General features: G+C 50.4%; 22 protein-coding genes. 8 read left to right on the forward strand and 14 right to left on the reverse strand.

Annotation, left to right across the window (positions count from 1 at the left end; all coding sequences use genetic code 11):
* Positions 1–1,884, reverse strand: a complete 1,884-nt coding sequence (gene mnmG, locus PSE_RS01470; RefSeq protein ID WP_014283247.1) for a tRNA uridine-5-carboxymethylaminomethyl(34) synthesis enzyme MnmG — start codon at positions 1,882–1,884, stop codon at positions 1–3.
* A 286-nt stretch (positions 1,885–2,170) separates the two neighbouring features.
* Entirely contained in the window at positions 2,171–3,520 is a 1,350-nt protein-coding gene (mnmE, locus tag PSE_RS01475) for a tRNA uridine-5-carboxymethylaminomethyl(34) synthesis GTPase MnmE (RefSeq protein WP_041767800.1), read from the reverse strand.
* Positions 3,521–3,618: 98 nt separating this feature from the next.
* Between mnmE and PSE_RS01480 the strand changes: the two genes are divergently transcribed.
* Both PSE_RS01480 and PSE_RS27415 read left to right on the forward strand, forming a co-directional pair.
* Positions 3,619–5,205: a thioredoxin domain-containing protein gene (locus tag PSE_RS01480; RefSeq protein WP_014283249.1), complete on the forward strand. Its 1,587-nt coding sequence runs from the start codon at positions 3,619–3,621 to the stop codon at positions 5,203–5,205.
* On the forward strand, positions 5,174–5,620 hold the full coding sequence (locus PSE_RS27415; protein WP_083841534.1) for a hypothetical protein: 447 nt from the start codon (positions 5,174–5,176) through the stop codon (positions 5,618–5,620). The genes PSE_RS01480 and PSE_RS27415 overlap by 32 nt, the downstream gene beginning before the upstream one ends.
* Before the next feature lie 115 nt (positions 5,621–5,735).
* Here the strand turns inward: PSE_RS27415 and PSE_RS01485 are convergent, their stop codons facing one another.
* The 9 genes from PSE_RS01485 to hemE form a co-directional block, all read right to left on the reverse strand.
* Positions 5,736–6,344, reverse strand: a complete 609-nt coding sequence (locus PSE_RS01485; RefSeq protein ID WP_014283251.1) for a GNAT family N-acetyltransferase — start codon at positions 6,342–6,344, stop codon at positions 5,736–5,738.
* Positions 6,337–6,927 carry a GNAT family N-acetyltransferase gene (locus tag PSE_RS01490; RefSeq protein ID WP_014283252.1) on the reverse strand — a complete coding sequence of 197 codons (591 nt, stop codon included), beginning with the start codon at positions 6,925–6,927 and terminating at the stop codon, positions 6,337–6,339. Before PSE_RS01490 ends, PSE_RS01485 begins: the two co-directional genes overlap by 8 nt.
* Positions 6,920–7,510 (reverse strand): GNAT family N-acetyltransferase, encoded by a 591-nt coding sequence (locus PSE_RS01495; protein ID WP_014283253.1) that lies wholly within the window; start codon positions 7,508–7,510, stop codon positions 6,920–6,922. The genes PSE_RS01490 and PSE_RS01495 overlap by 8 nt, the downstream gene beginning before the upstream one ends.
* On the reverse strand, positions 7,503–8,087 hold the full coding sequence (locus tag PSE_RS01500) for a GNAT family N-acetyltransferase (RefSeq protein WP_014283254.1): 585 nt from the start codon (positions 8,085–8,087) through the stop codon (positions 7,503–7,505). Before PSE_RS01500 ends, PSE_RS01495 begins: the two co-directional genes overlap by 8 nt.
* On the reverse strand, positions 8,080–8,670 hold the full coding sequence (locus tag PSE_RS01505; RefSeq protein ID WP_041767801.1) for a GNAT family N-acetyltransferase: 591 nt from the start codon (positions 8,668–8,670) through the stop codon (positions 8,080–8,082). Before PSE_RS01505 ends, PSE_RS01500 begins: the two co-directional genes overlap by 8 nt.
* Complete coding sequence (locus PSE_RS01510; protein ID WP_051125859.1) at positions 8,633–9,253, reverse strand: GNAT family N-acetyltransferase; 621 nt, start codon at positions 9,251–9,253, stop codon at positions 8,633–8,635. Before PSE_RS01510 ends, PSE_RS01505 begins: the two co-directional genes overlap by 38 nt.
* 221 nt (positions 9,254–9,474) lie before the next feature.
* Positions 9,475–10,740, reverse strand: a complete 1,266-nt coding sequence (rho, locus tag PSE_RS01515; RefSeq protein WP_014283257.1) for a transcription termination factor Rho — start codon at positions 10,738–10,740, stop codon at positions 9,475–9,477.
* Positions 10,741–11,006: 266 nt separating this feature from the next.
* Entirely contained in the window at positions 11,007–11,435 is a 429-nt protein-coding gene (gene hemJ / locus PSE_RS01520; protein WP_008550558.1) for a protoporphyrinogen oxidase HemJ, read from the reverse strand.
* Between the two features lie 29 nt (positions 11,436–11,464).
* Positions 11,465–12,493 (reverse strand): uroporphyrinogen decarboxylase, encoded by a 1,029-nt coding sequence (gene hemE / locus PSE_RS01525; RefSeq protein WP_041767802.1) that lies wholly within the window; start codon positions 12,491–12,493, stop codon positions 11,465–11,467.
* A gap of 427 nt (positions 12,494–12,920) precedes the next feature.
* On the opposite strand from hemE, the gene PSE_RS01530 reads away from it, so the two are divergent.
* The 5 genes from PSE_RS01530 (at position 12,921) to dnaQ (ending at position 16,570) form a co-directional block, all read left to right on the forward strand.
* Positions 12,921–13,769 (forward strand): pyruvate, water dikinase regulatory protein, encoded by an 849-nt coding sequence (locus PSE_RS01530; RefSeq protein WP_075698400.1) that lies wholly within the window; start codon positions 12,921–12,923, stop codon positions 13,767–13,769.
* A gap of 61 nt (positions 13,770–13,830) precedes the next feature.
* A complete protein-coding gene (locus tag PSE_RS01535) occupies positions 13,831–14,427 on the forward strand; it encodes a Maf family protein (RefSeq protein WP_041767804.1) in 597 nt (198 codons plus the stop codon).
* Positions 14,424–15,257, forward strand: a complete 834-nt coding sequence (locus PSE_RS01540) for a shikimate dehydrogenase (RefSeq protein ID WP_014283260.1) — start codon at positions 14,424–14,426, stop codon at positions 15,255–15,257. Before PSE_RS01535 ends, PSE_RS01540 begins: the two co-directional genes overlap by 4 nt.
* Positions 15,258–15,857, forward strand: a complete 600-nt coding sequence (gene coaE / locus PSE_RS01545; RefSeq protein ID WP_014283261.1) for a dephospho-CoA kinase — start codon at positions 15,258–15,260, stop codon at positions 15,855–15,857.
* A gap of 2 nt (positions 15,858–15,859) precedes the next feature.
* Positions 15,860–16,570 carry a DNA polymerase III subunit epsilon gene (dnaQ, locus tag PSE_RS01550; RefSeq protein ID WP_008550235.1) on the forward strand — a complete coding sequence of 237 codons (711 nt, stop codon included), beginning with the start codon at positions 15,860–15,862 and terminating at the stop codon, positions 16,568–16,570.
* A gap of 48 nt (positions 16,571–16,618) precedes the next feature.
* On the opposite strand, the gene PSE_RS01555 is transcribed toward dnaQ, so the two are convergent.
* Positions 16,619–17,605 carry a D-glycerate dehydrogenase gene (locus PSE_RS01555; protein ID WP_008550212.1) on the reverse strand — a complete coding sequence of 329 codons (987 nt, stop codon included), beginning with the start codon at positions 17,603–17,605 and terminating at the stop codon, positions 16,619–16,621.
* A 249-nt stretch (positions 17,606–17,854) separates the two neighbouring features.
* Between PSE_RS01555 and PSE_RS01560 the strand changes: the two genes are divergently transcribed.
* On the forward strand, positions 17,855–18,403 hold the full coding sequence (locus PSE_RS01560) for an SH3 domain-containing protein (RefSeq protein ID WP_008550430.1): 549 nt from the start codon (positions 17,855–17,857) through the stop codon (positions 18,401–18,403).
* 85 nt (positions 18,404–18,488) lie between these two features.
* Here PSE_RS01560 and fabI read toward each other — a convergent pair whose 3' ends face one another.
* Complete coding sequence (gene fabI / locus PSE_RS01565) at positions 18,489–19,316, reverse strand: enoyl-ACP reductase FabI (protein ID WP_008550674.1); 828 nt, start codon at positions 19,314–19,316, stop codon at positions 18,489–18,491.
* A gap of 54 nt (positions 19,317–19,370) precedes the next feature.
* Positions 19,371–20,588, reverse strand: a complete 1,218-nt coding sequence (gene fabB / locus PSE_RS01570) for a beta-ketoacyl-ACP synthase I (RefSeq protein ID WP_041767806.1) — start codon at positions 20,586–20,588, stop codon at positions 19,371–19,373.
* Between the last annotated feature and the right edge of the window lie 34 nt (positions 20,589–20,622).

Below are 20,622 nucleotides of genomic sequence, written 5' to 3' on the forward strand. Positions count from 1 at the left end.
CTAAACAGCACCAGCAATGTTTTTGCCTGAGCGGCGAATATACGCAAGCAGCAAAGTCAGCGCAGCAGGAGTAATCCCGTCCATGCGCGAAGCCTGCCCGATGGTAGAAGGACGCACAGCTTCAAGCTTCTGGCGTACTTCGTTGGAAAGTCCGGTCAAAGCCGCATAGTCAATCCATTCAGGAATAACCAGGTCTTCGTCCCGTTTCAGAGCCTCAATGTCAGCTGCCTGCCGTTCCAGATAAACCGCGTACATCGCGTCAATTGAAACCTGCTCGGCAACCTTGAGATCAAGATCCTTCAGCTCATCAAAGATCCCCATGAGGTCTTTAAGAGTGATGTTTGGATACGCCAACAAATCAAAGGCAGAGCGCTTCACGCCATCCTGATTTATCGGCAACCCCTTCTTACGACCCTCGTTGGGTGTAATTTTGACGGACTGCATCAAATCCTTTGTTTTCCGCAGTTTTTCCATCTTCGTTTCGAAAGCGACTCGACGGTTCTCGCCAATACATCCCCACTCAATACCAAACGGTGTGAGGCGTTGGTCAGCATTGTCTGCACGTAGTGTGAGACGATACTCCGCGCGGGATGTGAACATGCGATACGGCTCAGAAACGCCCCGTGTGATGAGGTCATCCACCATCACACCGATGTACCCATCAGCACGTCCAACAGTCACCGGAGCGCCATCCTGAGCGGTTCTGGCGGCGTTAAGACCAGCAAGCAAACCTTGTGCTCCAGCCTCTTCATAACCCGTTGTACCGTTGATCTGACCCGCGAGGTAAAGGCCCTTCTGCTTTTTCACCTCAAGCGTGTTGGTCAGCTCAGTCGGATCGATGTGGTCATACTCTATCGCATAAGCCGGCTTGAAGTACTCAACCTTCTCCAGCCCAGGAATGGTTCGCAGGAACTCGATCTGCACATCTTCCGGCAGAGAGGTAGAAATCCCGTTTGGATAGACGGTCGGATCATCGAGCCCTTCCGGCTCAAGGAAGACCTGGTGGCCATCACGATCACCAAAGCGAACGATCTTATCTTCGATGGACGGACAATATCGAGGGCCCCTACCCTTGATCTCACCGGAGTACATCGCTGAGCGCTTGATGTTATCGCGAATGATCTTGTGCGTCTCAGGTGTGGTCCGCGTGATGTAACACGGCACCTGACGGATCTGGATTTCGTCAGTCAGCGTGGAGAATGGAATAGGCTCTTCATCACCTGGCTGCTCTTGCAGAATGTCCCAGTTGATCGTGCGACCATCCAGACGAGCTGGTGTACCGGTCTTCAATCGACCGAGGCGCAAACCGATCTCTTCCAGAGACACTGACAGTCCAAGCGCAGGAGCTTCCCCGTCACGACCTGCCGGAATCTGCTTGTCACCAATATGGATCAGACCACGCAGGAACGTACCGGTCGTGATAACAACAGCCTTAGCAGAAACCTGACGGCCATCACCAAGCACAACACCTTTCAGGATATCGCCCTCGCGGATCAGCTTGTCAGCCTCACCTTCAACCACTTCCAGATTAGCAATCGCCTTGATCTCAGCCTGCATCGCTTCACGGTAGAGCTTGCGGTCTGCCTGAGAACGCGGCCCCTGCACAGCTGGACCTTTACGACGGTTGAGCATGCGGAACTGGATACCAGAGGCATCAGCAACGCGGCCCATCAAACCGTCCAGTGCATCGATCTCTCGCACCAGGTGCCCCTTCCCCAAACCACCGATGGCCGGGTTACAAGACATCACACCAATGGTGTCGAAGCGATGCGTAATGAGCGCGGTATGTGCACCCATGCGCGCAGCCGCGGCTGCAGCTTCACAGCCTGCATGGCCGCCGCCAATTACGACAACGTCAAACTCAAGATCAAAATTATCAGACATTTCGGTCCTGCATTTCGCCCATCCAAATACAGAGAAAGCACAAGCCACACTCTCTGTGAGCCTCTGGACCATATGAAGGCCGCAGATAAAACTTGGGGGAATTAGAAGGGCAACTACCTATTTTCTTGGAGACTTGATACAACAGGTCACGCGCTGGGTCAAAGAAAACAGCGCAGTGAGTCGCCAATGCCGCAGCATTAGTTATCCACGGGACTCACGTATTTTTCCCCACTGACTCACGATTCCCAATAAATGTTTCACGTGAAACATGGGCATTCTACATCTTTTATTTACCTACGCAGAAGTCTCGGAAGATGACATCCAGCAAGTCCTCAACGTCGATTCGACCTGTGATACGACCCAGCTGATCCGCCGCCCGGCGCAGGTCTTCTCCCCTCAGCTCAATCGGAAAACCTTCTGCCTGAATGCCACGATCCAGATCTTCCACGCACTGGGTGAGATGAGAACGATGACGTTCACGGGTGATAAGCGGGTTTTCGATAAGTCCGATATTTCGTTCCGCAAACGACTCGAGGCTTGATAGCAGTGTGTTCATGCCACCCTCTTCGCGAACAGAAACGTTGATCTCTTCTGTCGTTTCGAAGGAGTCATGATCAGCAATCGGGCCGAGATCACTCTTGGTATTAAGACGCCAGATCTCCGCGCCACTCTGCAGCAAGCTCTCCGGCAACTCCTCTGCTTCCACATTGGGAGCATGGGTCCAGAGAATGAGGTCAGCCTTTTCAGCATGAACGAGAGCACGGCGAATACCCTCTTTCTCGATCATGCCAGCACTCTCACGAATGCCCGCGGTATCAATCAATGTCACCGGATAACCACCCAGATCCAGATGCACCTCCAGCACATCACGTGTGGTGCCAGCCTCAGGCGTAACGATCGCTACATCACGCTGAGCCAGCTTGTTCATCAAACTGGACTTGCCCGCATTAGGTGGCCCAAGCAGAACAACCTGCAGACCAGAACGCAGACGCTCCCCCCTCCGCGCATCGGAAAGGTGGGCAACAATCTGGTCCCGAAGCTTCGCCAGCTCCACCCAGATTTCATCGGCAACAGAATCTGGAATATCGTCTTCATCGGAGAAGTCGAGCTCAGCCTCAATCATCGCACGGCTGCGGATCAGCGTTTCGCGCCACTGCGAGTAGAGGTCACCAAGCGCCCCATCCATCTGACGCTGAGCCTGCCGACGCTGCGCATCGGTCTCTGCATCAATCAGATCAGCAAGACCTTCAACCTCAGTCAGGTCGAGTTTGTTATTATGAAAGGCCCGGCGTGTGAACTCACCTTGCTCTGCCGGACGTGTCTTTTCAAAGGTAGAAAGCGCCCGCAGCACCGCCGCCACAACAGCACGGCCACCATGGCAATGCAGTTCAACGGTGTCTTCACCGGTGAAACTGCCCGGTCCTTCGAACCACAAAATCAACGCATGATCGAGAACAGAACCATCTACAGGGTCCCATAATTTCTTAAGGCATGATTCACGTGAAACAGGGAATTTGCCCTTAATCAGCTTTCTCAGGATTGGCCCGGACTGAGGACCTGATAAACGGATAACAGCAACACCTGAAGGAAGTGCGCCGCTAGAAACTGCATAGATGGTTTCCTGTTGTGTATTCATTCCACGTCCGGTTCTTAATTCGCTATGTTATCACGCAGTGACTGCGTTAAACCTACCCTATTCGCCAAGCAATACCTTGAACTCAGGATCACCTCTTTATGAGCAGAAATCGCTTAACGAACGCTTCAAGCCCTTACCTTCTTCAACACCAAAACAACCCTGTCCACTGGTGGGAATGGAGCAAGGAAGCACTGGAAGAAGCACAAAAAACAAACAAGCCAATTCTGCTGTCTGTTGGCTACTCCGCCTGCCATTGGTGCCATGTGATGGCTCATGAAAGTTTTGAGGATGAAGCAACAGCCGCTCTCATGAATGAGCATTTCGTCAACATCAAGGTAGACCGCGAAGAACGCCCTGACATCGACCAGATCTATATGCAGGCTCTTCATATGCTTGGTCAACAGGGTGGTTGGCCGCTGACCATGTTCCTCACTCCGGAAGGCGACCCATTCTGGGGTGGCACCTATTTCCCGAATGAAGCACGACATGGCTCTCCTGCTTTCAAGGATATTCTGACTGCCATCTCCCAAAGCTTCATCGCTGATCGGGATACCATTGAAGAGAACCGACAGGCCATCAGTCAGGCTCTCAACAAACCACCATCGGAGGCCTCCCCTCTTTCAAGCTTCCTGATCACAGCCGCTGGCAAGCAACTCTTCAACATGCAAGACGATGTTGAAGGCGGCATGAAGGGTGCACCAAAGTTCCCTCAGGCCTCCGTTCAGGAGCTCATCTTCAGAACCTCCAAAGCGCAGAAGAACACCTTCATGCGTGACCAGTTTTTGAAAACCACAGCTGCCATTTCTCAGGGCGGTATCTATGATCATGTGGGAGGTGGTCTGGCTCGTTACGCAGTCGACTCTATTTGGCTGGTCCCTCATTTTGAAAAGATGCTCTACGACAATGCACAGTTCATCGAGCACCTGAGCTGGGCCTATCAGGAAACGGGCGATGAACTGTTTCACATCCGAATCCAAGAAACGGTCGATTGGCTTGAGCGGGACATGAAGTTGCCTGAAGGTGGCTTTGCCTCTTCCATGGATGCAGACAGCGAAGGCGTTGAAGGCAAGTACTATGTCTGGAGCTATGACGAACTGAAGAGTCTCCTCCCAGCAGAACACTTCGATCTGTTCATCACCACCTATGACGTCACACCCGATGGCAACTGGGAAGGCAAGGTCATCCTCAACCGACGTCACTCCCCTGCTCTGCTCAACTCTGCTGAAGAGGAAGCTCTGGCAACGTGCAGAGCGATCCTGCTTGAACACAGAGCAACACGCATTCCACCTCACAAAGACGACAAGGTGTTGGCCGACTGGAACGCCATGCTCATCTGTGCGCTGGTAAAAGCAAATGCTCTTGTTTCACGTGAATCTATGCGCACTTCTGCCAAGGCCGCTTTCGCCTTCATCACAGAGCATATGTTCGTGGATGGAAAGCTCAGCCATTCCTGGCGACAAGGCCAGCGACTGGAAGTCGGCTTCGCCTCTGACTACGCATGGGCCGCAAGAGCAGCGCTCGCCTTGTACAGATCGGAACCGAATCGTTCCGAGAAGCAGAATTATCTGAAGCAAGCCGAAGAGTTCCTGAGCATCTTGAAGGAGCGCTTTGCTCACTCCAATGGAGGCTTCTACATGACAGACAAGGATGCTGATGATCTCATCCTCCGTCCGTACCACGCATGAAGCAACACCAAACTACAACGCGGTGGCCGCCCTCGCCTTCTCAGAGCATTGGATTCTGGCAGGTGACGCATCTTCCCGCGATGTTGCGGATGGAACTTTGAACGCATTTGCGGCGGATGTTCCAAACAACATCTTCGGCACAGCCTCTCTGCTCACAGCACTTGATGCACGTACCCGCTTCAAGAAAGCACTTGTTGTTCTGGGAACCGGTTCGGACTCGAATCCAATGATGCAGGCCCTGCACTCACAAGCTGATCCTACCCTCTATGTGGATGTCATCCCAGCAGGTTCATCCAAACCTGTAGAGTTGGAAAACTCATCCTGGAACACAGATGAAACCACCGTCTTCATCTGCTCTGAAAAAGGATGCTCTCTGCCGGCTACAACACCTGAACAGGTGAAGGATCAGATTTAATCTGCAGATAAGTTAAACGCTGACTCACAGTTTCACGTGAGTCAGCGTTGCTATTTAGACTTCTGAAAGTATGGGTGATTCACGTGAAACATCACAGATTTCACAGGAAGCCTGTTTAAGCTTTCCCATCACTCCAGCTCTTGGATACGCTTTCAAAACGATCCTTGTTCAAGCGATAAAGCACATGTCGTAGCAAAGGGTGTCCCTCCTCCAGCATTGGATGATCAAAATCATCAGCAGGGTTTCTCTCCATACCCAGACGCTGCATCAGCTTTTGTGACCGCCAGTTCGTCTCGGTAGTGAAAGCAACAATTTCATCAGCCTCAAGAGTTTCGAATCCGAATCCAAGCCAGATCTTTGCAGCTTCCTGCGCCACGCCCTTCCCCCATGCATCAGGGATTAGTCGCCAGCCCATCTCAACGCATGGATCAAACGGAAGCGGCTTTGGATAGGTTGGGATGTTCAAACCACAAAAACCAAGAAACCGTTCTGATGCTCGGTCTTCTACAACTGGACATGCGAACCCCAACTCATCCTGCTTAGCCATCAAACGCTCAAGCATATGAGCACTCTCATCGCGAGACATCACATCCGGGAAGAATTCCATCACACGTGGATCAGAGTTCATCTCGACCAATCCGTCCAGATCCCGCTCTTCCCACTTCCGCAACACAAGTCGCTCAGTCTCAATGCGTGGGCACTTATCAATTAATGTCTCAACCATTTTCACGTTCCAAATACATCTTCTTTGAAAGCCGATACAAAACATGTCGGCATAACGGATGCTCAACAGGCACACCCGGAAAATCAAAATCCCCGGCTGGATCATAACCCATACCAAGCTTCTCCATCACACGCCGTGACTTGTGATTTTGAACAACAGTGAATGCCACAACTTCATCTAGCTGAAGAGTTTCGAACCCGAATCCAAACCAGAAATTTGCCGCTTCAACTGCAATCCCCTTCCCCCATGTCTCCGGGATCAGCTGCCAACCAATCTCGACACAAGGATCAAATGGCAACGGTCCGCCATAAGCAGGGATGGCTAAACCACAGAAGCCGAGGAAGGCACCAGTCTGTTTATCCTCAACAACGGGAAAACAAAACCCATCTTCTTCCTGCCTTTGAAGAGCACGCTTTAAAGCACTCTCACTTTCTTCAGCACTCGGAGTTTTGCGGAAGAACTCCAAAACTCTCGGATCAGTGTTCAGCTTGATCAACTCATCCAGATCACTCATTTCCCATTTGCGAAGAACAAGGCGCTTGGTTTCAACACGCGGACATTTATCTATCAGTGTCTCAACCATGTGCCTGCTCCCGGAACTGATCCTTTGAAAGGCGATACAAAACATGCGGCTTCAATGGATGCCCGTCCTCGATCAGCGGGTGATCAAAGTCCCCTAAAGCATCCCGCAACATGCCCAGCCTCTGCATAACTTTTTCAGAGCGCCAGTTGATGCGGGAAGTGAAGCTTACAACTTCATTGAGTTGGAGAGTTTCGAATCCGAATCTAAGCCAGATCCTTGCTGCTTCCTGAGCAACTCCCCTCCCCCATGCATCAGGTATCAAACGCCATCCAATCTCTACACAGGGGTCGAAGGGCAGCGGTTCTGGATAGGTTGGCACTCCAAGCCCACACAGTCCCAGAAACCTCCCTGTGACCTTCTCCTCAACCACAGGCGTACCAAAGCCAAACTTCTCCTGCTTGAATAAGAGACGCTCAAACATCCGCTCACTGTCCTGCCTGGACATCACTGCAGGAAAGAACTCCATGACCTTCGGATCTGCGTTCATCTCGATGAGCCCCTCCAGATCCCGAGACTCCCACTTCCGCAACACCAAACGCTCCGTCTCGATGCGTGGAGATTTGTCGATGACATCTTCAATCATGGCCCTGCCTCAAGTACCGTTGCCCTGTCATTTTGTAGAGCACTTGCCTTTTGAGCCTGTGCCCATCCTCAAGCATAGGATGTTCAAACTCTCCAACGCGCTCCATCCCAAGACGCTGCATTACCTTCTCAGAGCGATGGTTCTGTATGGGAGTGAAGCTGACAATCTCATTGAGCTGAAGAGTTTCGAGTCCGAATCCAAGCCACGTTTGTGCGGCTTCTGTCGCGATCCCTTTTCCCCACGCACTGTGCAGAAGCCGCCAACCAATTTCAACGCAAGGACCAAATGAGAGGTGATCCTGGTACCCGGGGACCTTCAATCCGCAATATCCCAGAAAGCGTTCACTCCCCTTTTCAGAGATAACCGAAAAGCAAAACCCATCCCGTTGCTGCGCATCCATATAACGCGCCAGCATACTCTCGCTCTCTGCATAAGACAGCACCGACGGGTAAAACTCCATCACCCGCAGATCAGCATTCATCTCAGCCACGCCATCCAGATCGCGCTTTTCCCATTTCCGCAAAACAAGTCGCTCTGTTGTAAGGCGCGGACAACAGTCAATCTCACCCTCAACCATTGGCTTGCGTCAGAAACTGTTCTGCAGAAATCCGATAAAGCGCATGCCGGCACAAGGGATCATCAACGGGCACATTGGGAAAATCGAAGTCCTCAGCAGGATCATGTTTCATGCCAAGCTTCTCCATCACCCGTCGCGACTTATGATTTTGAACGACAACGATGGCGACGATTTCATCTAGCTGAAGTGTTTCGAATCCGAATCCAAGCCAGAACCTTGCCGCTTCAACGGCAATGCCCTTTCCCCACACCTCAGGGATAAGTCGCCAGCCAATCTCAACACAAGGCCCACATGGAAGAGGATCACTGTAGCCCGGAACATTAAGACCACAGAACCCAAGGAAGGCACCCGTCTCTTTATCTTCCACCACGGGAAAGCAAAACCCATGCTTCTCTTGCTGCTGAATACTAATCTCAAGATACCGACGAGCTTCCTCCGGAGAATGCAGCGATGGAAAAAACTCCATCACCCTCGGATCCCCATTCATGCGGATCAACCCATCCAGATCCCGCTCCTCCCACTTCCGCAGAACAAGCCTCTCAGTCTCAGCCTGCGGGCACCTCTCTATCAATATCTGTGTCATTTAAATGCCTAAAATATTGCTCTTTAGAAAGCCGGTACAAAGCATGCCGACATAAGGGATCATCAGTCTCAACACCGGGAAAGTCAAAGTCTTCAGCTGGATCATGGATCATTCCAAGCTTCTCCATGACGCGCCGCGATCGGAGATTTTGAACAACAGTAAAGGAGACAACTTCTTCAAATTGCAGTGTTTCGAACCCGAATTTAAGCCAGATATTAGCCGCTTCTACTGCAATTCCCTTCCCCCAAGCTTCAGGGATAAGACACCAGCCCATTTCAATACATGGCTCAAAAAACAGAGGCTCTTGGTACAAAGGAACGTTAAACCCACAAAATCCAAGAAAAGCCCCTGTAGCCTTATCTTCGATCACAGGAAAACAGAAACCGTCTTTCTGTTGCTTCAGCAAATGGACTTCCAGCAGAAAAGGCGTTTCTTCCGGTGAGTTTAAGGTTCGGAAAAACTCTCCAACCTTTGGATCGGTATTAAGACGATAAAGACCGTCCAAGTCCCGCGGCTCCCACTTACGCAAAACAAGTCGATCAGTTTCAATACGCGGACATTTATCTAAAGCTGTTAGTTTCATATGGGTCTCATCTAACCTGGCTATCGAGGTTCTCAAATGAATGGCGTATCTCATTGAGAACAAAAATCTCATTTGCAGCAGATGTTAAGCTTCGTACCCTTCCCCGAAGTTGCAGCAGTTCGCTGGTAGATAATTTTATTCAAATACACTGATTTCAAAACGAAAAAAGCCCCGCTCACCGAATTGGCGAGCGGGGCCGATAAATTCGGTTTCCAATGAACTTATGTGTTCATGGAGTCGAAGAAATCATCGTTGGACTTTGTCTGACGCAGCTTGTCGAGCAGGAACTCAACGGCATCAACAGTACCCATCTGGCTGAGAATACGACGCAGAACGAAAGTCTTCTTGAGCTTATCAGCAGGAACAAGAAGTTCTTCCTTACGAGTACCGGAGCGCTGAATATCAACTGCTGGGAACACGCGCTTATCAGAGATCTTACGATCCAGGATAATTTCGGAGTTACCAGTACCTTTAAATTCTTCGAAGATAACCTCATCCATACGGCTGCCGGTATCGATCAGAGCCGTTGCGATGATGGTCAGAGAGCCACCCTCTTCAATGTTACGGGCAGCACCGAAGAAGCGCTTAGGACGCTGCAGGGCGTTTGCATCAACACCACCAGTCAGAACCTTACCGGAGGAAGGCACAACAGTGTTGTAAGCGCGGCCAAGACGCGTAATGGAGTCCAGAAGGATCACAACATCACGACCATGTTCGGTCAGACGTTTTGCCTTCTCAATCACCATTTCAGCAACCTGAACGTGACGCGAAGCTGGCTCATCAAAGGTAGAAGACACAACTTCACCATTCACGGTGCGCTGCATATCCGTCACCTCTTCCGGGCGTTCGTCGATCAGAAGAACGATCAGGTAACACTCTGGGTGATTGGTAGTAATGGAGTTCGCGATATTCTGCAGGAATACTGTCTTACCGGTACGAGGCGGCGCAGTAATCAGTGCGCGCTGACCTTTACCAAGCGGCGCAACCAGATCAATGATGCGAGCAGAGATATCTTTTGATGTGTTGTTTTCAATCTCAAGATTGAAACGTTCATCAGGGTAAAGCGGTGTGAGGTTGTCAAAATGAACTTTGTGACGCGCCTTTTCAGGGTCTTCAAAGTTGATTTTGTTGACCTTCAGAAGGGCGAAGTAACGCTCACCTTCTTTAGGACTACGGATCTGACCTTCTACAGTATCACCGGTACGCAGAGAAAAGCGTCGGATCTGTGAAGGAGAAACGTAAATATCATCGGGACCCGGCAAGTAGTTTGCATCTGGTGAACGGAGGAATCCAAATCCATCTTGGAGGACCTCTACGACACCTTCGCCGATGATTTCAATATCTTGTTCTGCAAGTCTTTTAAGAATGGCAAACAGAAGCTCCTGTTTACGCATGGTGCTTGCATTTTCAACTTCATGCTCCTCAGCGAATGCGAGGAGTTCAGTTGGGGTTTTGGATTTAAGGTCTCTGAGTTTCATTTCCCGCATCAATAGGGATCGTCTTTACTAAGGGTTCTAGACTTGCTTTAGCTTATCAGGCTGAAGAACTTTCGAACTCTAAACGTTAGGGGGGAATTGCAGCTCACCTGGATTCGAATTTAATCGACCTTCGATAATCACCAGGAGATCAGTGATCACTCAAGCTGCATCGTGAAGTTGCGGGGACAATAACTAATCGAATTCAATTCGGCAAGTGCTTATTGCCCACTAATTCTCCTAATTTTTCAATATTAGTTTCCGAAAGTTCGGATCACCTAGGGTTTAAATATCACTAGGAACACAATTGCAACCATTAATAGTGTCGGTATTTCATTAATAATTCTAAAGTAGCGTTCACTATTCTTATTTTGATCCTGCGCAAACTTGGTGACATGACGCGAAAGCATCACGTGATATATCGTCATCAGTATTACGAGCGAAAACTTCAGCATAAACCAAAGATCAAAATACGCATCGAGCAGATAAACCAGCCACAATCCGAAAATCCATGTGGCCATCATGGAAGGAGCCATGATCGCTTTAAGCAACCGGCGCTCCATGATTTTGAAGGTCTCGCTCTTATCAGAACCGATCTCAGCGGTCGTGTGATAAACAAAAAGGCGCGGCAGGTAGAACAAACCCGCCATCCAGGCGATCACAGAAATAATGTGTAGGGACTTCGCCCAGGAATATGCATCTTCCATAATCCGCGCCTCTAATTCTTCAGTGCTGCTTACAGGCCTTTAACCCGCTTTACCATCTCAGCAACATGTTCTGGCGGAGTTTGCGGAACAACGCCATGACCAAGGTTAAAGATGTGCGGACCATTACCAAGAACTTCGAGAGCGTGATCTATTCCAGTTTCAAGCGCACGTCCACCGGCAACAAGACGCATTGGATCCATATTTCCCTGAACAGGCACAATTTTCTGGATCTCTTGAGCAACTTCAGCCGGAACAGTCCAGTCCAGACCAACCGCATCAACGCCAGTGCCTTCAACATAACGCTTCAAACGAGCAGCTGATGCTTTCGGGAAACCAATGATCTTTGCGTTCGGACGCTGAGCCTTCACACCATCAACGATCTTGCGGGTCGGGCCAACAGACCACTGCTCAAATCCGATGTCATCCAGAACACCTGCCCAGGTGTCAAAGATCTGCAGCGCATCAGCACCGCCATCCAACTGAGCCACCAGATAAGTGATGGAAGCTTCGACGAGCTGATCAATGAAAGCAGTAAGCAGCGCAGGATCCTTATAGGAGCCGATACGAGCGGCAACTTGGTCCTGAGTGGTGTGACCTGCCACAGAATAGCAAGCAACCGTCCACGGGGCTCCGCAGAAGCCCAGAAGGGTGGTTTCGGTCGGTAGCTCCGCTCTCAGGCGCTCGACTGTGGCGATAACAGGAGCCAAATGCTCCATCGTCCTAGCTTGATCAAGCTTTTCAACCTGTTCGATAGAAAGTGGTTCGAGAACTGGTCCTCGACCCTCCTCAAAATTTACAGGGTAGCCAAGCGCATCTGGAACAACGAAGATGTCAGAAAATAGGATGGCAGCATCAAAGCCATACCGGCGAATTGGTTGGAGAGTAACCTCTGTTGCAAGATCGGTGTTGTAACAGAAGTCCAGAAAGTTCGGAGCCTTTGCGCGCTCGGCTCTGTACTCAGGCAAATAGCGGCCTGCTTGACGCATCATCCAGATTGGTGGGCGTTCAAGTTTCTCGCCTGCCAAAACGCGCATTACCGCTCTTTCATGAGATTCCATAAATCGCCTCTTTTTCCCAAGCCTGCTTAAAAAGAATCCTCTTTAGAGGAAGTTTCTATTTCTATTAGTGAGTGAATAGCAGGGATCAATTTCGTTCCACAATTCCTAACTGAGAAAACCCAAATAGGAAAAGTCAAAGATCAAATTCAACCAAGACTCTCAACAGGAGTCGAAAACAAATTGTTTTTTCTAAAGATTCAATGGGTTACAATCTGGAAAATAACCACAGATCACAGTTTATCCCGTAAGCTGTGCTGTGAATCTTTTGCGTGGGCAATGTGCAATCCCGTTTATCCAAGTCGTTTCGAAATCAGTATTCTCAAAATATGGAATTGTTGACGGATTAGGGTCAACGGGCATTAATTTGGAAGCACAGTGAGATTTGGGTAGTTATCCCTGATCTCTCAGGAATGTTGAGGATGATACCTTGGGTAACCACTCTAACTATTTCCATTTACACATGGTTTCGGATTCAACGGGCGAAACTTTGATGACAATTGTGCGTGCTGCGACCGCGCAATATGAGAATATTCAGCCTATTGAGCACGTTTATCCGCTGATCCGTCATGACAAACAGTTGAGTAGAGTCCTCGAAGAGATTGAATCTGCTCCCGGAATCGTACTCTACACACTTGTGGAACAATCCTATGCCCGCCGCTTGGAGCGTAAATGTCAGGATCTTGGCCTGCCATGCGTGAATGTTCTCAAACCCGTCTATCAGGTCTTCCATAGCTATCTGAACGTCACCGAAACATGGCGCGTTGGCGGTCAGCACGTGATGGATGAGGAATACTTCCAGCGGATGGAAGCTATGAACTACACCATGTTGCACGATGACGGCCAAATTGCTGGGGTTTTGGAAGAAGCAGACGTCATTCTCGTCGGCATCAGCCGAACCTCAAAGACGCCCACATCCATCTATCTGGCAAACCGAGGCATCAAAGCGGCCAATATTCCGCTTATTCCCAACATGCGCCCTCCCCGCCAGCTTCTGAAAGCCAGAAAACCCCTTGTGGTTGGCCTGATGGCCACCGCAGAACGAATTCGGGATATTCGTCAGAACCGTATTCTTTCCCTCGATGCCAAAACAGATAACGACACCTACGTCGATCGTAAATCAATCGCCAAGGAGATTGCGATGTCGAAACGGTTGTGCGCTGAAAATGGCTGGCCTCTGATCGATGTAACTCGCCGTTCTATTGAAGAAACGGCCGCAGAGATCATGGATTTGCTCCGAAAGCATAAAAATGAGCAAAAAGAGACAGAAGAATATTGAGAAGCATCGCGCTTTATCCCAATAAACAGCACAAGAAATCCTCAGATTGAGAAAGCAGAGTATGACTCGACTGGTATTAGCGAGCGGAAGTAAAATTCGCGCGACTCTCTTGGAAAATGCAGGCCTGATCTTTGATCGTATCCCGGCTAACGTTGATGAGCGTCAGATTGAAGAGCCATTGCTTTCCACTGGTGTGGATCCAGAGACCATTGCAGCCAAATTGTCCGTTGCGAAAGCGAAAGAAGTTTCTGCACGAAATCACGGTGCTTACGTAGTCGGAGCAGACCAGATCCTGGCTTTTGAAGGGAAACGCCTTGTTAAGCCGGAAGACCTGAAAGCGGCTCGCAAACAATTGGAAAGCTTTTCAGGCAAAAGCCACGCCCTCCACTCTGCAGCCTGTGTGGTGAAAGACGGCGAAGTTGTTTGGGAAGGCATTTCAACAGCGATCCTGCATGTACGTGAGCTTTCCGCTGATTTTCTGGATTGGTACATCGAGCAGACCGGAACCGAAATCCTCTCCAGCGTTGGCGCTTATCAGCTGGAAGCAGAAGGCGTTCAGCTCTTTGAAAAGATTGAAGGCGACTACTTCACAGTGCTCGGCCTCCCTCTCCTCAGCCTACTGTCCTTCCTTCGTGACATCGAGGTGCTGAAGAAATGAGGAACGCGGCAGTCACAGGCCACCCAATCGGTCACTCCAAATCTCCTTTGATCCACGGCTACTGGCTCAAGCAGCATGGTATTGAGGGCAGTTACATTGCACAGGACGTTCCTCCAGAGACTGCCGAAGGCTTCTACGGCTCTTTGGCGGAGCACGGCTTTGTCGGCTGCAACGTGACCATTCCCAACAAGGAACATGCCTACAACTCCGCTGAAAAACTTGATGATGCAGCCAAAATGATTGGCGCGGTCAACACACTTTGGCTGGATGAAGCAGGCGTTCTCAACGGTTCAAACACCGATGGGCTTGGGTTCCTGGGCAATCTCGATCAGATGCTGCCGAACTGGGATAACAATGGGAACAAAGCCATTGTTCTGGGGGCTGGTGGTGCTTCCCGGGCGATTATCTGGGCGCTGCTCTCCAGAGGATACACAGAAGTGTATATTGCCAACAGAACCTTGGAGAAAGCCCAGAAACTAGCCGATCATTTTGGTCCAAATACCATCGCAATCGCGTGGGATACTCTGGGGGAAAAGTTTGGAGAAGTCGATCTTCTGGTGAACACGACCTCACTTGGTATGACTGGACAGCCAGAACTAAATGTTGATCTTGATAACCTGTCGAAATCAGCAGTTGTGACGGATATAGTTTACTCTCCGTTACAAACAAAACTGCTTCGGGACTCTGCGGAACGTGGAAACCCGACTGTAGATGGTCTGGGTATGTTGCTTCATCAGGCAGTACCGGGATTTGAAAAATGGTTCGGAGTTCGCCCGGAAGTCACCGATGAACTTCGTGAGATCATACTGAAAGAAATGGGACTTGCCTGAATGGTTATTCTCGGTCTGACCGGCTCAATTGGAATGGGGAAATCAACCACCTCAAAGCTCTTCGCAGAGGCAGGAGCAGCTGTTTACGATGCAGACGCCGCCGTACATGCACTTTACGCCGGCAAAGCCGTAGAGCCTGTCGGCAAGGCTTTTCCAGGCACCGTGAAAGATGGCCGGATCGACCGGGAAGCCCTTGGCAAGATCGTTCTGAACGACAAAGCCAAGATGATGCTCCTCGAAAGCCTCATCCACCCGCTCGTTCAGGAAGTTGAAACCGCGTTTCTAGAGCAAGCCAAAAAAGATCGCCGCAAGGTCGTCGTTCTCGATGTCCCTCTCCTCTTCGAAGTCGGCAAACACAAGACCGTCGATGCTGTTGTCGTGGTTTCTGCACCACATGATGTGCAGCGCAAGCGTGTTCTTGAAAGAGCAGGCATGACAGAAGAGAAATTTGAGGCTATCAACGCGAAACAACTTAACGACGCAGAAAAACGCAAAAGAGCGCACTTTATTGTCGACACTGGCCGGGGTATCGAACCAGCCCGTCGCGCAGTGGGTGCCATCATGCGGGCTGTGTCCTCCATCGCTTCTAGAACGGTGTAATTATGCGCGAAATCTCCTTCGATACGGAAACCACAGGCCTGAATCCGCTTGATGGTGACAGGCTGGTTGAAATCGGTGGAGTGGAGCTCATCAACTTTATCCCGACTGGCCGCACCTGCCACCTCTACGTCAATCCGCAGCGCGACATGCCGGAAGAAGCCTTTCGCATCCACGGTCTTTCCGCTGAGTTCCTCTCAGACAAGCCTGTTTTTGCTGATGTTGCGGATGAATTTCTTGATTTTGTTGGTGATGCCCGCCTCGTCATTCACAACGCACCGTTTGATATGGGCTTCATCAACATGGAGCTCGCCCGCTGTAATAAGCCAAAGATTTCAAACACTCAGGTGTTGGATACGCTCAAACTGGCACGGCGCAAGTTCCCAACCGGCTCCGTATCCCTCGATGCACTCTGTTCCCGATACGGCATAGATAACTCCAAGCGTGTCTACCACGGCGCGCTTCTCGATGCCGAACTGCTGGCTGAAGTTTATTTGGAGATGAACGGCGGTAAGCAGAAAAACCTCGGCCTGATGCCTGATGACGAGGCAATCGACCTCGACAACATCGGCGATGATCAGCCAAAGCAACGCATCGCCGCCAAACAGCGCCCGGTTCCCCTCTCCCCTGCCCTGTCAGAGGAAGAGATCGAAGCTCATGCCAAGTTCATCGCAGGTATGAAAACCGACCCTGCATGGAACAAGTATCTGAAGTAAGGCACAAGCAATAAGCGCTCCAGAAATCTGAAGCGCTTCAATATCTTATCAGAGCATAGATGGCAGAACGCGATCCGGTGGACGGTGCCCGTCCATGAAGGCTTTGATATTGATGATAACCTTCTCACCCATATCAATACGCCCTTCAATGGTCGCAGACCCCATGTGAGGCAGTACGACAACCTTGTCGGAAGCAACCAGCTTCGGATTGATTGCTGGTTCATGTTCAAACACGTCCAGCGCCGCCCCTGCAAGCTCACCCGCTTCGATCTGACGGATCAGCGCATTCTCATCAACAATCTCACCACGAGCAGTGTTCACGATATACGCATCCGGCTTCATCAGCTTCAGACGACGTGCAGAAAGCAGGTGGTAAGTGCCCGGTGTATGCGGACAATGGATGGAAACAACATCCATACGCGCAAGCATCTGGTCGAGGCTCTCCCAGAAAGTGGCCTCCAGCTGCTCTTCAAGCTCCAGTGGCTCGCGAATTCGGTTGTGGTAATGGATAGACATACCAAACGCTTTTGCGCGTCTGGCGACCGCCTGACCGATCCTGCCCATGCCGATAATACCGAGGCGCTTGCCCCAGATACGGCGACCAAGCATCCAGGTCGGAGACCAGCCATCCCATTCCTTGTTCTCAATCTTCTTCATGCCTTCAGAAAGGCGACGAGGAACAGCAAGAATAAGCGCCATGGTCATGTCTGCGGTGTCTTCAGTCATCACACCAGCAGTGTTGGTCACAGCAATGCCGCGATTATTTGCGGAGATCACGTCGATATTGTCGACGCCATTGCCGAAGTTGGCGATCATTTTCAGATTAGGGCCAGCCTGAGCCAAAACCGAAGCGTCAATGCGATCTGTAACGGTGGGGACGAGTACATCAGCAATTTTGACGGCTTCTACGAGCTCAGCTTGGGTAAATGGCTTGTCATGCTCATTCAGGCGTGTGTCGAAAAGCTCGCGCATGCGGGTTTCAACAACATCCGGCAGCTTCCGCGTCACAACCACAATAGGCTTCTTTTTTGGCATCGTCCCCGCCTTCTGTCAAAAATTTGAAGTTTTTTAACCCTGCCTTATTCACCATATGAGTCAATGACTCAAAGGTCTTAGAGGCTGTCAAAGTTTCATTACCAAATGTTCCGGTGAAAACAAGACTTGTCAAACACGTCTACATCTAATAGCAGCCACTATCGGAAATCGCGAGATCTAAGGTATGATACTTGTGTCTCGATTTTAGTGAAAATTACGGATTAGCCTACGGGAAGTTTTGGTATCGCTATGAAAAATAAAAGTTTTCGTGCTCTTGGTGCCCTTGCAGCTGCTTTTCTATTATTCCTCTTTGTTTCCCCATCCGTAATTACTGCTCAGGCGCAGTCTGCGGGTTCTGGCGTGTCTGGTCTTCCTGTTCCACGTTTCGTGAGCCTCAAATCAGACCGTGTAAACGTCCGCAACGGCCCAAGCAGAAAACACGACATTGGTTGGACTTTTGTTCGCAGCAGGCTGCCGGTTGAAGTTGTACAGGAGTACGACGACTGGCGCCGCATTCGCGATTGGGAAGGCAAAGAAGGCTGGGTGTTCAAAACCCTTCTGACCGGTTACCGCTCCGCGCTGGTAACGCCATGGCTGGTAAATACCGTGGAAACCACCCCTCTTCGCAAGCGCCCTGGCCCAAATGAAGAGATCGTTGCGTTCCTTGAACCGCTTGTACTGGCAGGTGTTGTTGAATGCACAGACGGCTACTGCCGCATCTCCGGTAAGGAATTCGAAGGCTGGGTGGATCAAAGCAGATTGTTCGGTGTCTACAAAAACGAAACGATCAATAATTGATCTCGCCAGTTAAGCTAATCAAAGAAAAAGCCTCTGAGTTTCCTCAGAGGCTTTTTTGATATCTATTTGACTAATCAGGAGATGCTTAGACCGTCTCTTTTTCCCGGTTCATCTTTTCAGCTGTTTTCAGCTCTTCCAGACGTGGCATGGAAACGATGTTGTAACCGGAATCCACAAAGTGAACTTCACCAGTCACCCCACCAGACATTTCTGAAAGCAGATAAAGTGCGGAACCACCAAGCTGCTTGCTCGTGACTGTTTGCTTCAGTGGAGAGTTATTCTGCTGGAAGTTAAACATCAAACGAGCATCCGACACCCCAGCACCAGCAAGCGTACGAACCGGCCCTGCAGAGATCGCGTTCACGCGAATGCCCTGATCGCCAAAGTCCATCGCCAGATAGCGTACAGAAGCTTCCAGAGCCGCTTTAGCAACGCCCATGACGTTGTAATTCGGCATAACACTGGTTGCGCCGCCATAGGTCAGAGTCAGCATGGAGCCACCGTTCGGCATCAACTCCGCTGCACGCTTTGCAATCTCTGTAAATGAGAAACAGGAGATCTGCATGGTGCGGGCAAAGTTATCGCGGGAGGTATCGGCATAACGTCCTCGCAGCTCAGATTTGTCTGAGAACGCGATTGCGTGCACAAGGAAATCAATGGTCCCCCATTTTTCCTTGAGCTGAGCGAAGACGTTATCCACGCTATCAATATCTTCCACATCACATGGAACAAGCAGATCGCAGCCAATACTGTCGGCCAGCGGCTTTACGCGTCGGGCAAAGGCATCACCTTGATAGGTGAAGGCCATTTCAGCACCTTGTTCTGCAAGAGCTTTGGCAATGCTCCAGGCAATGCTGTGGTCATTGGCAACGCCCATAATCAGACCACGCTTGCCTTGCATAAGCTTGCTCATAGAAAACTCCTGTAATCGAAATCAAAGGAGCTGAGCAAGCCCAGCACCTCAAACTTAGTCTTTGTAGCGCTTAAACACGACAGTTGCGTTGGTACCGCCAAAGCCAAAGCCGTTAGACAGAACGCAGTTTAGCTCTGCATTATCTACGCGCTCTCTTACGATTGGCATATCCTCAAAATCCGGATCCAATTCTTCAATATGCGCAGAAGCAGCAATGAAATTGCCTTCCATCATAAGTAGAGAATAGATCGCTTCATGAACGCCAGCAGCACCCAGTGAGTGACCAGAAAGCGCTTTAGTCGCAGAAATTGGCGGAACCTTGTCACCGAATACGGCGCGGATTGCTTCGATTTCTTTGATGTCACCAACAGGTGTGGAAGTTGCGTGTGGGTTGATGTAATCAACGTCACAATCAACGTCCTTCAACGCAATCTTCATGCAGCGCGCTGCGCCTTCACCGCTTGGTGCAACCATGTCGTGACCATCAGAGGTCTGGCCGTAACCTACGATTTCTGCATAGATTTTCGCGCCACGTGCTTTTGCATGCTCAAGTTCTTCAAGAACCAGAACACCGCCGCCACCTGCAATAACAAAGCCATCACGGTTCTTGTCGTATGGACGAGAAGCCGTAGAAGGAGTGTCGTTGTACTTGGAAGACATTGCGCCCATCGCGTCGAACAGGTTGGAGAGTGTCCAATCCAGTTCTTCACCACCGCCAGCAAAAACCACGTCCTGTTTACCCCATTGGATCAGCTCGAAAGCATTACCAATACAGATATTGGTCGTCGCACAAGCTGCGGAAATGGAGTAGTTGACGCCGTGAATCTTGAACGGAGTTGCAAGTGTAGCGGAGTTCGTGGAGCTCATAGCTTTCGGAACTGCGGTTGGCCCGATACGACGTGGACCTTTTTCACGAGTGATATCCGCAGCTTCAACGATCGCTTTGGTAGAAGGACCACCAGAGCCCATGATCAGGCCAGTGCGTTCATTGGTGACCAGATCTTCGGAAAGACCCGCATCCTCAATCGCCTGCTCCATGGCCATGTAGTTCCATGCAGCGCCTGCGCCCATAAAACGAGCAGTACGGCGACCAAGTGCTTCTAAAGGATCCAGGTTAGGGGCACCGTGAACCTGACAGCGGAAGCCGAGCTTCTCATAGTCTTCAGCAGCAACAATGCCTGATTTACCTTCGTAAAGGCTTTGCTTGACCTCTTCAGCATTGTTGCCAAGAGGAGAAACAATACCCATACCAGTAACAACCACACGCCTCATCTAAGGTCTCCCGTGGGCTAAGCGGTCCAAACGG

This window comes from Pseudovibrio sp. FO-BEG1 (assembly GCF_000236645.1).
Taxonomy (GTDB): domain Bacteria; phylum Pseudomonadota; class Alphaproteobacteria; order Rhizobiales; family Stappiaceae; genus Pseudovibrio.

Bases quoted from the DNA above. Each gene is read 5' to 3' on its own strand.
- PSE_RS01500 (WP_014283254.1), bottom strand. From the start codon at position 8,087: ATGGTTGAGGGTGAGATTGACTGTTGTCCGCGCCTTACAACAGAGCGA.
- fabB (WP_041767806.1), bottom strand. From the start codon at position 20,588: ATGAGGCGTGTGGTTGTTACTGGTATGGGTATTGTTTCTCCTCTTGGC.
- hemE (WP_041767802.1), bottom strand. From the start codon at position 12,493: ATGGAATCTCATGAAAGAGCGGTAATGCGCGTTTTGGCAGGCGAGAAA.
- PSE_RS01540 (WP_014283260.1), top strand. From the start codon at position 14,424: ATGAGGAACGCGGCAGTCACAGGCCACCCAATCGGTCACTCCAAATCT.
- PSE_RS01495 (WP_014283253.1), bottom strand. From the start codon at position 7,510: ATGATTGAAGATGTCATCGACAAATCTCCACGCATCGAGACGGAGCGT.
- PSE_RS01480 (WP_014283249.1), top strand. From the start codon at position 3,619: ATGAGCAGAAATCGCTTAACGAACGCTTCAAGCCCTTACCTTCTTCAA.
- PSE_RS01505 (WP_041767801.1), bottom strand. From the start codon at position 8,670: ATGACACAGATATTGATAGAGAGGTGCCCGCAGGCTGAGACTGAGAGG.
- PSE_RS01510 (WP_051125859.1), bottom strand. From the start codon at position 9,253: ATGAAACTAACAGCTTTAGATAAATGTCCGCGTATTGAAACTGATCGA.
- PSE_RS01555 (WP_008550212.1), bottom strand. From the start codon at position 17,605: ATGCCAAAAAAGAAGCCTATTGTGGTTGTGACGCGGAAGCTGCCGGAT.
- PSE_RS01560 (WP_008550430.1), top strand. From the start codon at position 17,855: ATGAAAAATAAAAGTTTTCGTGCTCTTGGTGCCCTTGCAGCTGCTTTT.
- PSE_RS01485 (WP_014283251.1), bottom strand. From the start codon at position 6,344: ATGGTTGAGACATTAATTGATAAGTGCCCACGCATTGAGACTGAGCGA.
- coaE (WP_014283261.1), top strand. From the start codon at position 15,258: ATGGTTATTCTCGGTCTGACCGGCTCAATTGGAATGGGGAAATCAACC.
- dnaQ (WP_008550235.1), top strand. From the start codon at position 15,860: ATGCGCGAAATCTCCTTCGATACGGAAACCACAGGCCTGAATCCGCTT.
- fabI (WP_008550674.1), bottom strand. From the start codon at position 19,316: ATGAGCAAGCTTATGCAAGGCAAGCGTGGTCTGATTATGGGCGTTGCC.
- hemJ (WP_008550558.1), bottom strand. From the start codon at position 11,435: ATGGAAGATGCATATTCCTGGGCGAAGTCCCTACACATTATTTCTGTG.
- PSE_RS01535 (WP_041767804.1), top strand. From the start codon at position 13,831: ATGACTCGACTGGTATTAGCGAGCGGAAGTAAAATTCGCGCGACTCTC.
- mnmE (WP_041767800.1), bottom strand. From the start codon at position 3,520: ATGAATACACAACAGGAAACCATCTATGCAGTTTCTAGCGGCGCACTT.
- rho (WP_014283257.1), bottom strand. From the start codon at position 10,740: ATGCGGGAAATGAAACTCAGAGACCTTAAATCCAAAACCCCAACTGAA.
- PSE_RS01490 (WP_014283252.1), bottom strand. From the start codon at position 6,927: ATGGTTGAGACACTGATAGATAAATGTCCGCGTGTTGAAACCAAGCGC.
- mnmG (WP_014283247.1), bottom strand. From the start codon at position 1,884: ATGTCTGATAATTTTGATCTTGAGTTTGACGTTGTCGTAATTGGCGGC.
- PSE_RS27415 (WP_083841534.1), top strand. From the start codon at position 5,174: ATGATCTCATCCTCCGTCCGTACCACGCATGAAGCAACACCAAACTAC.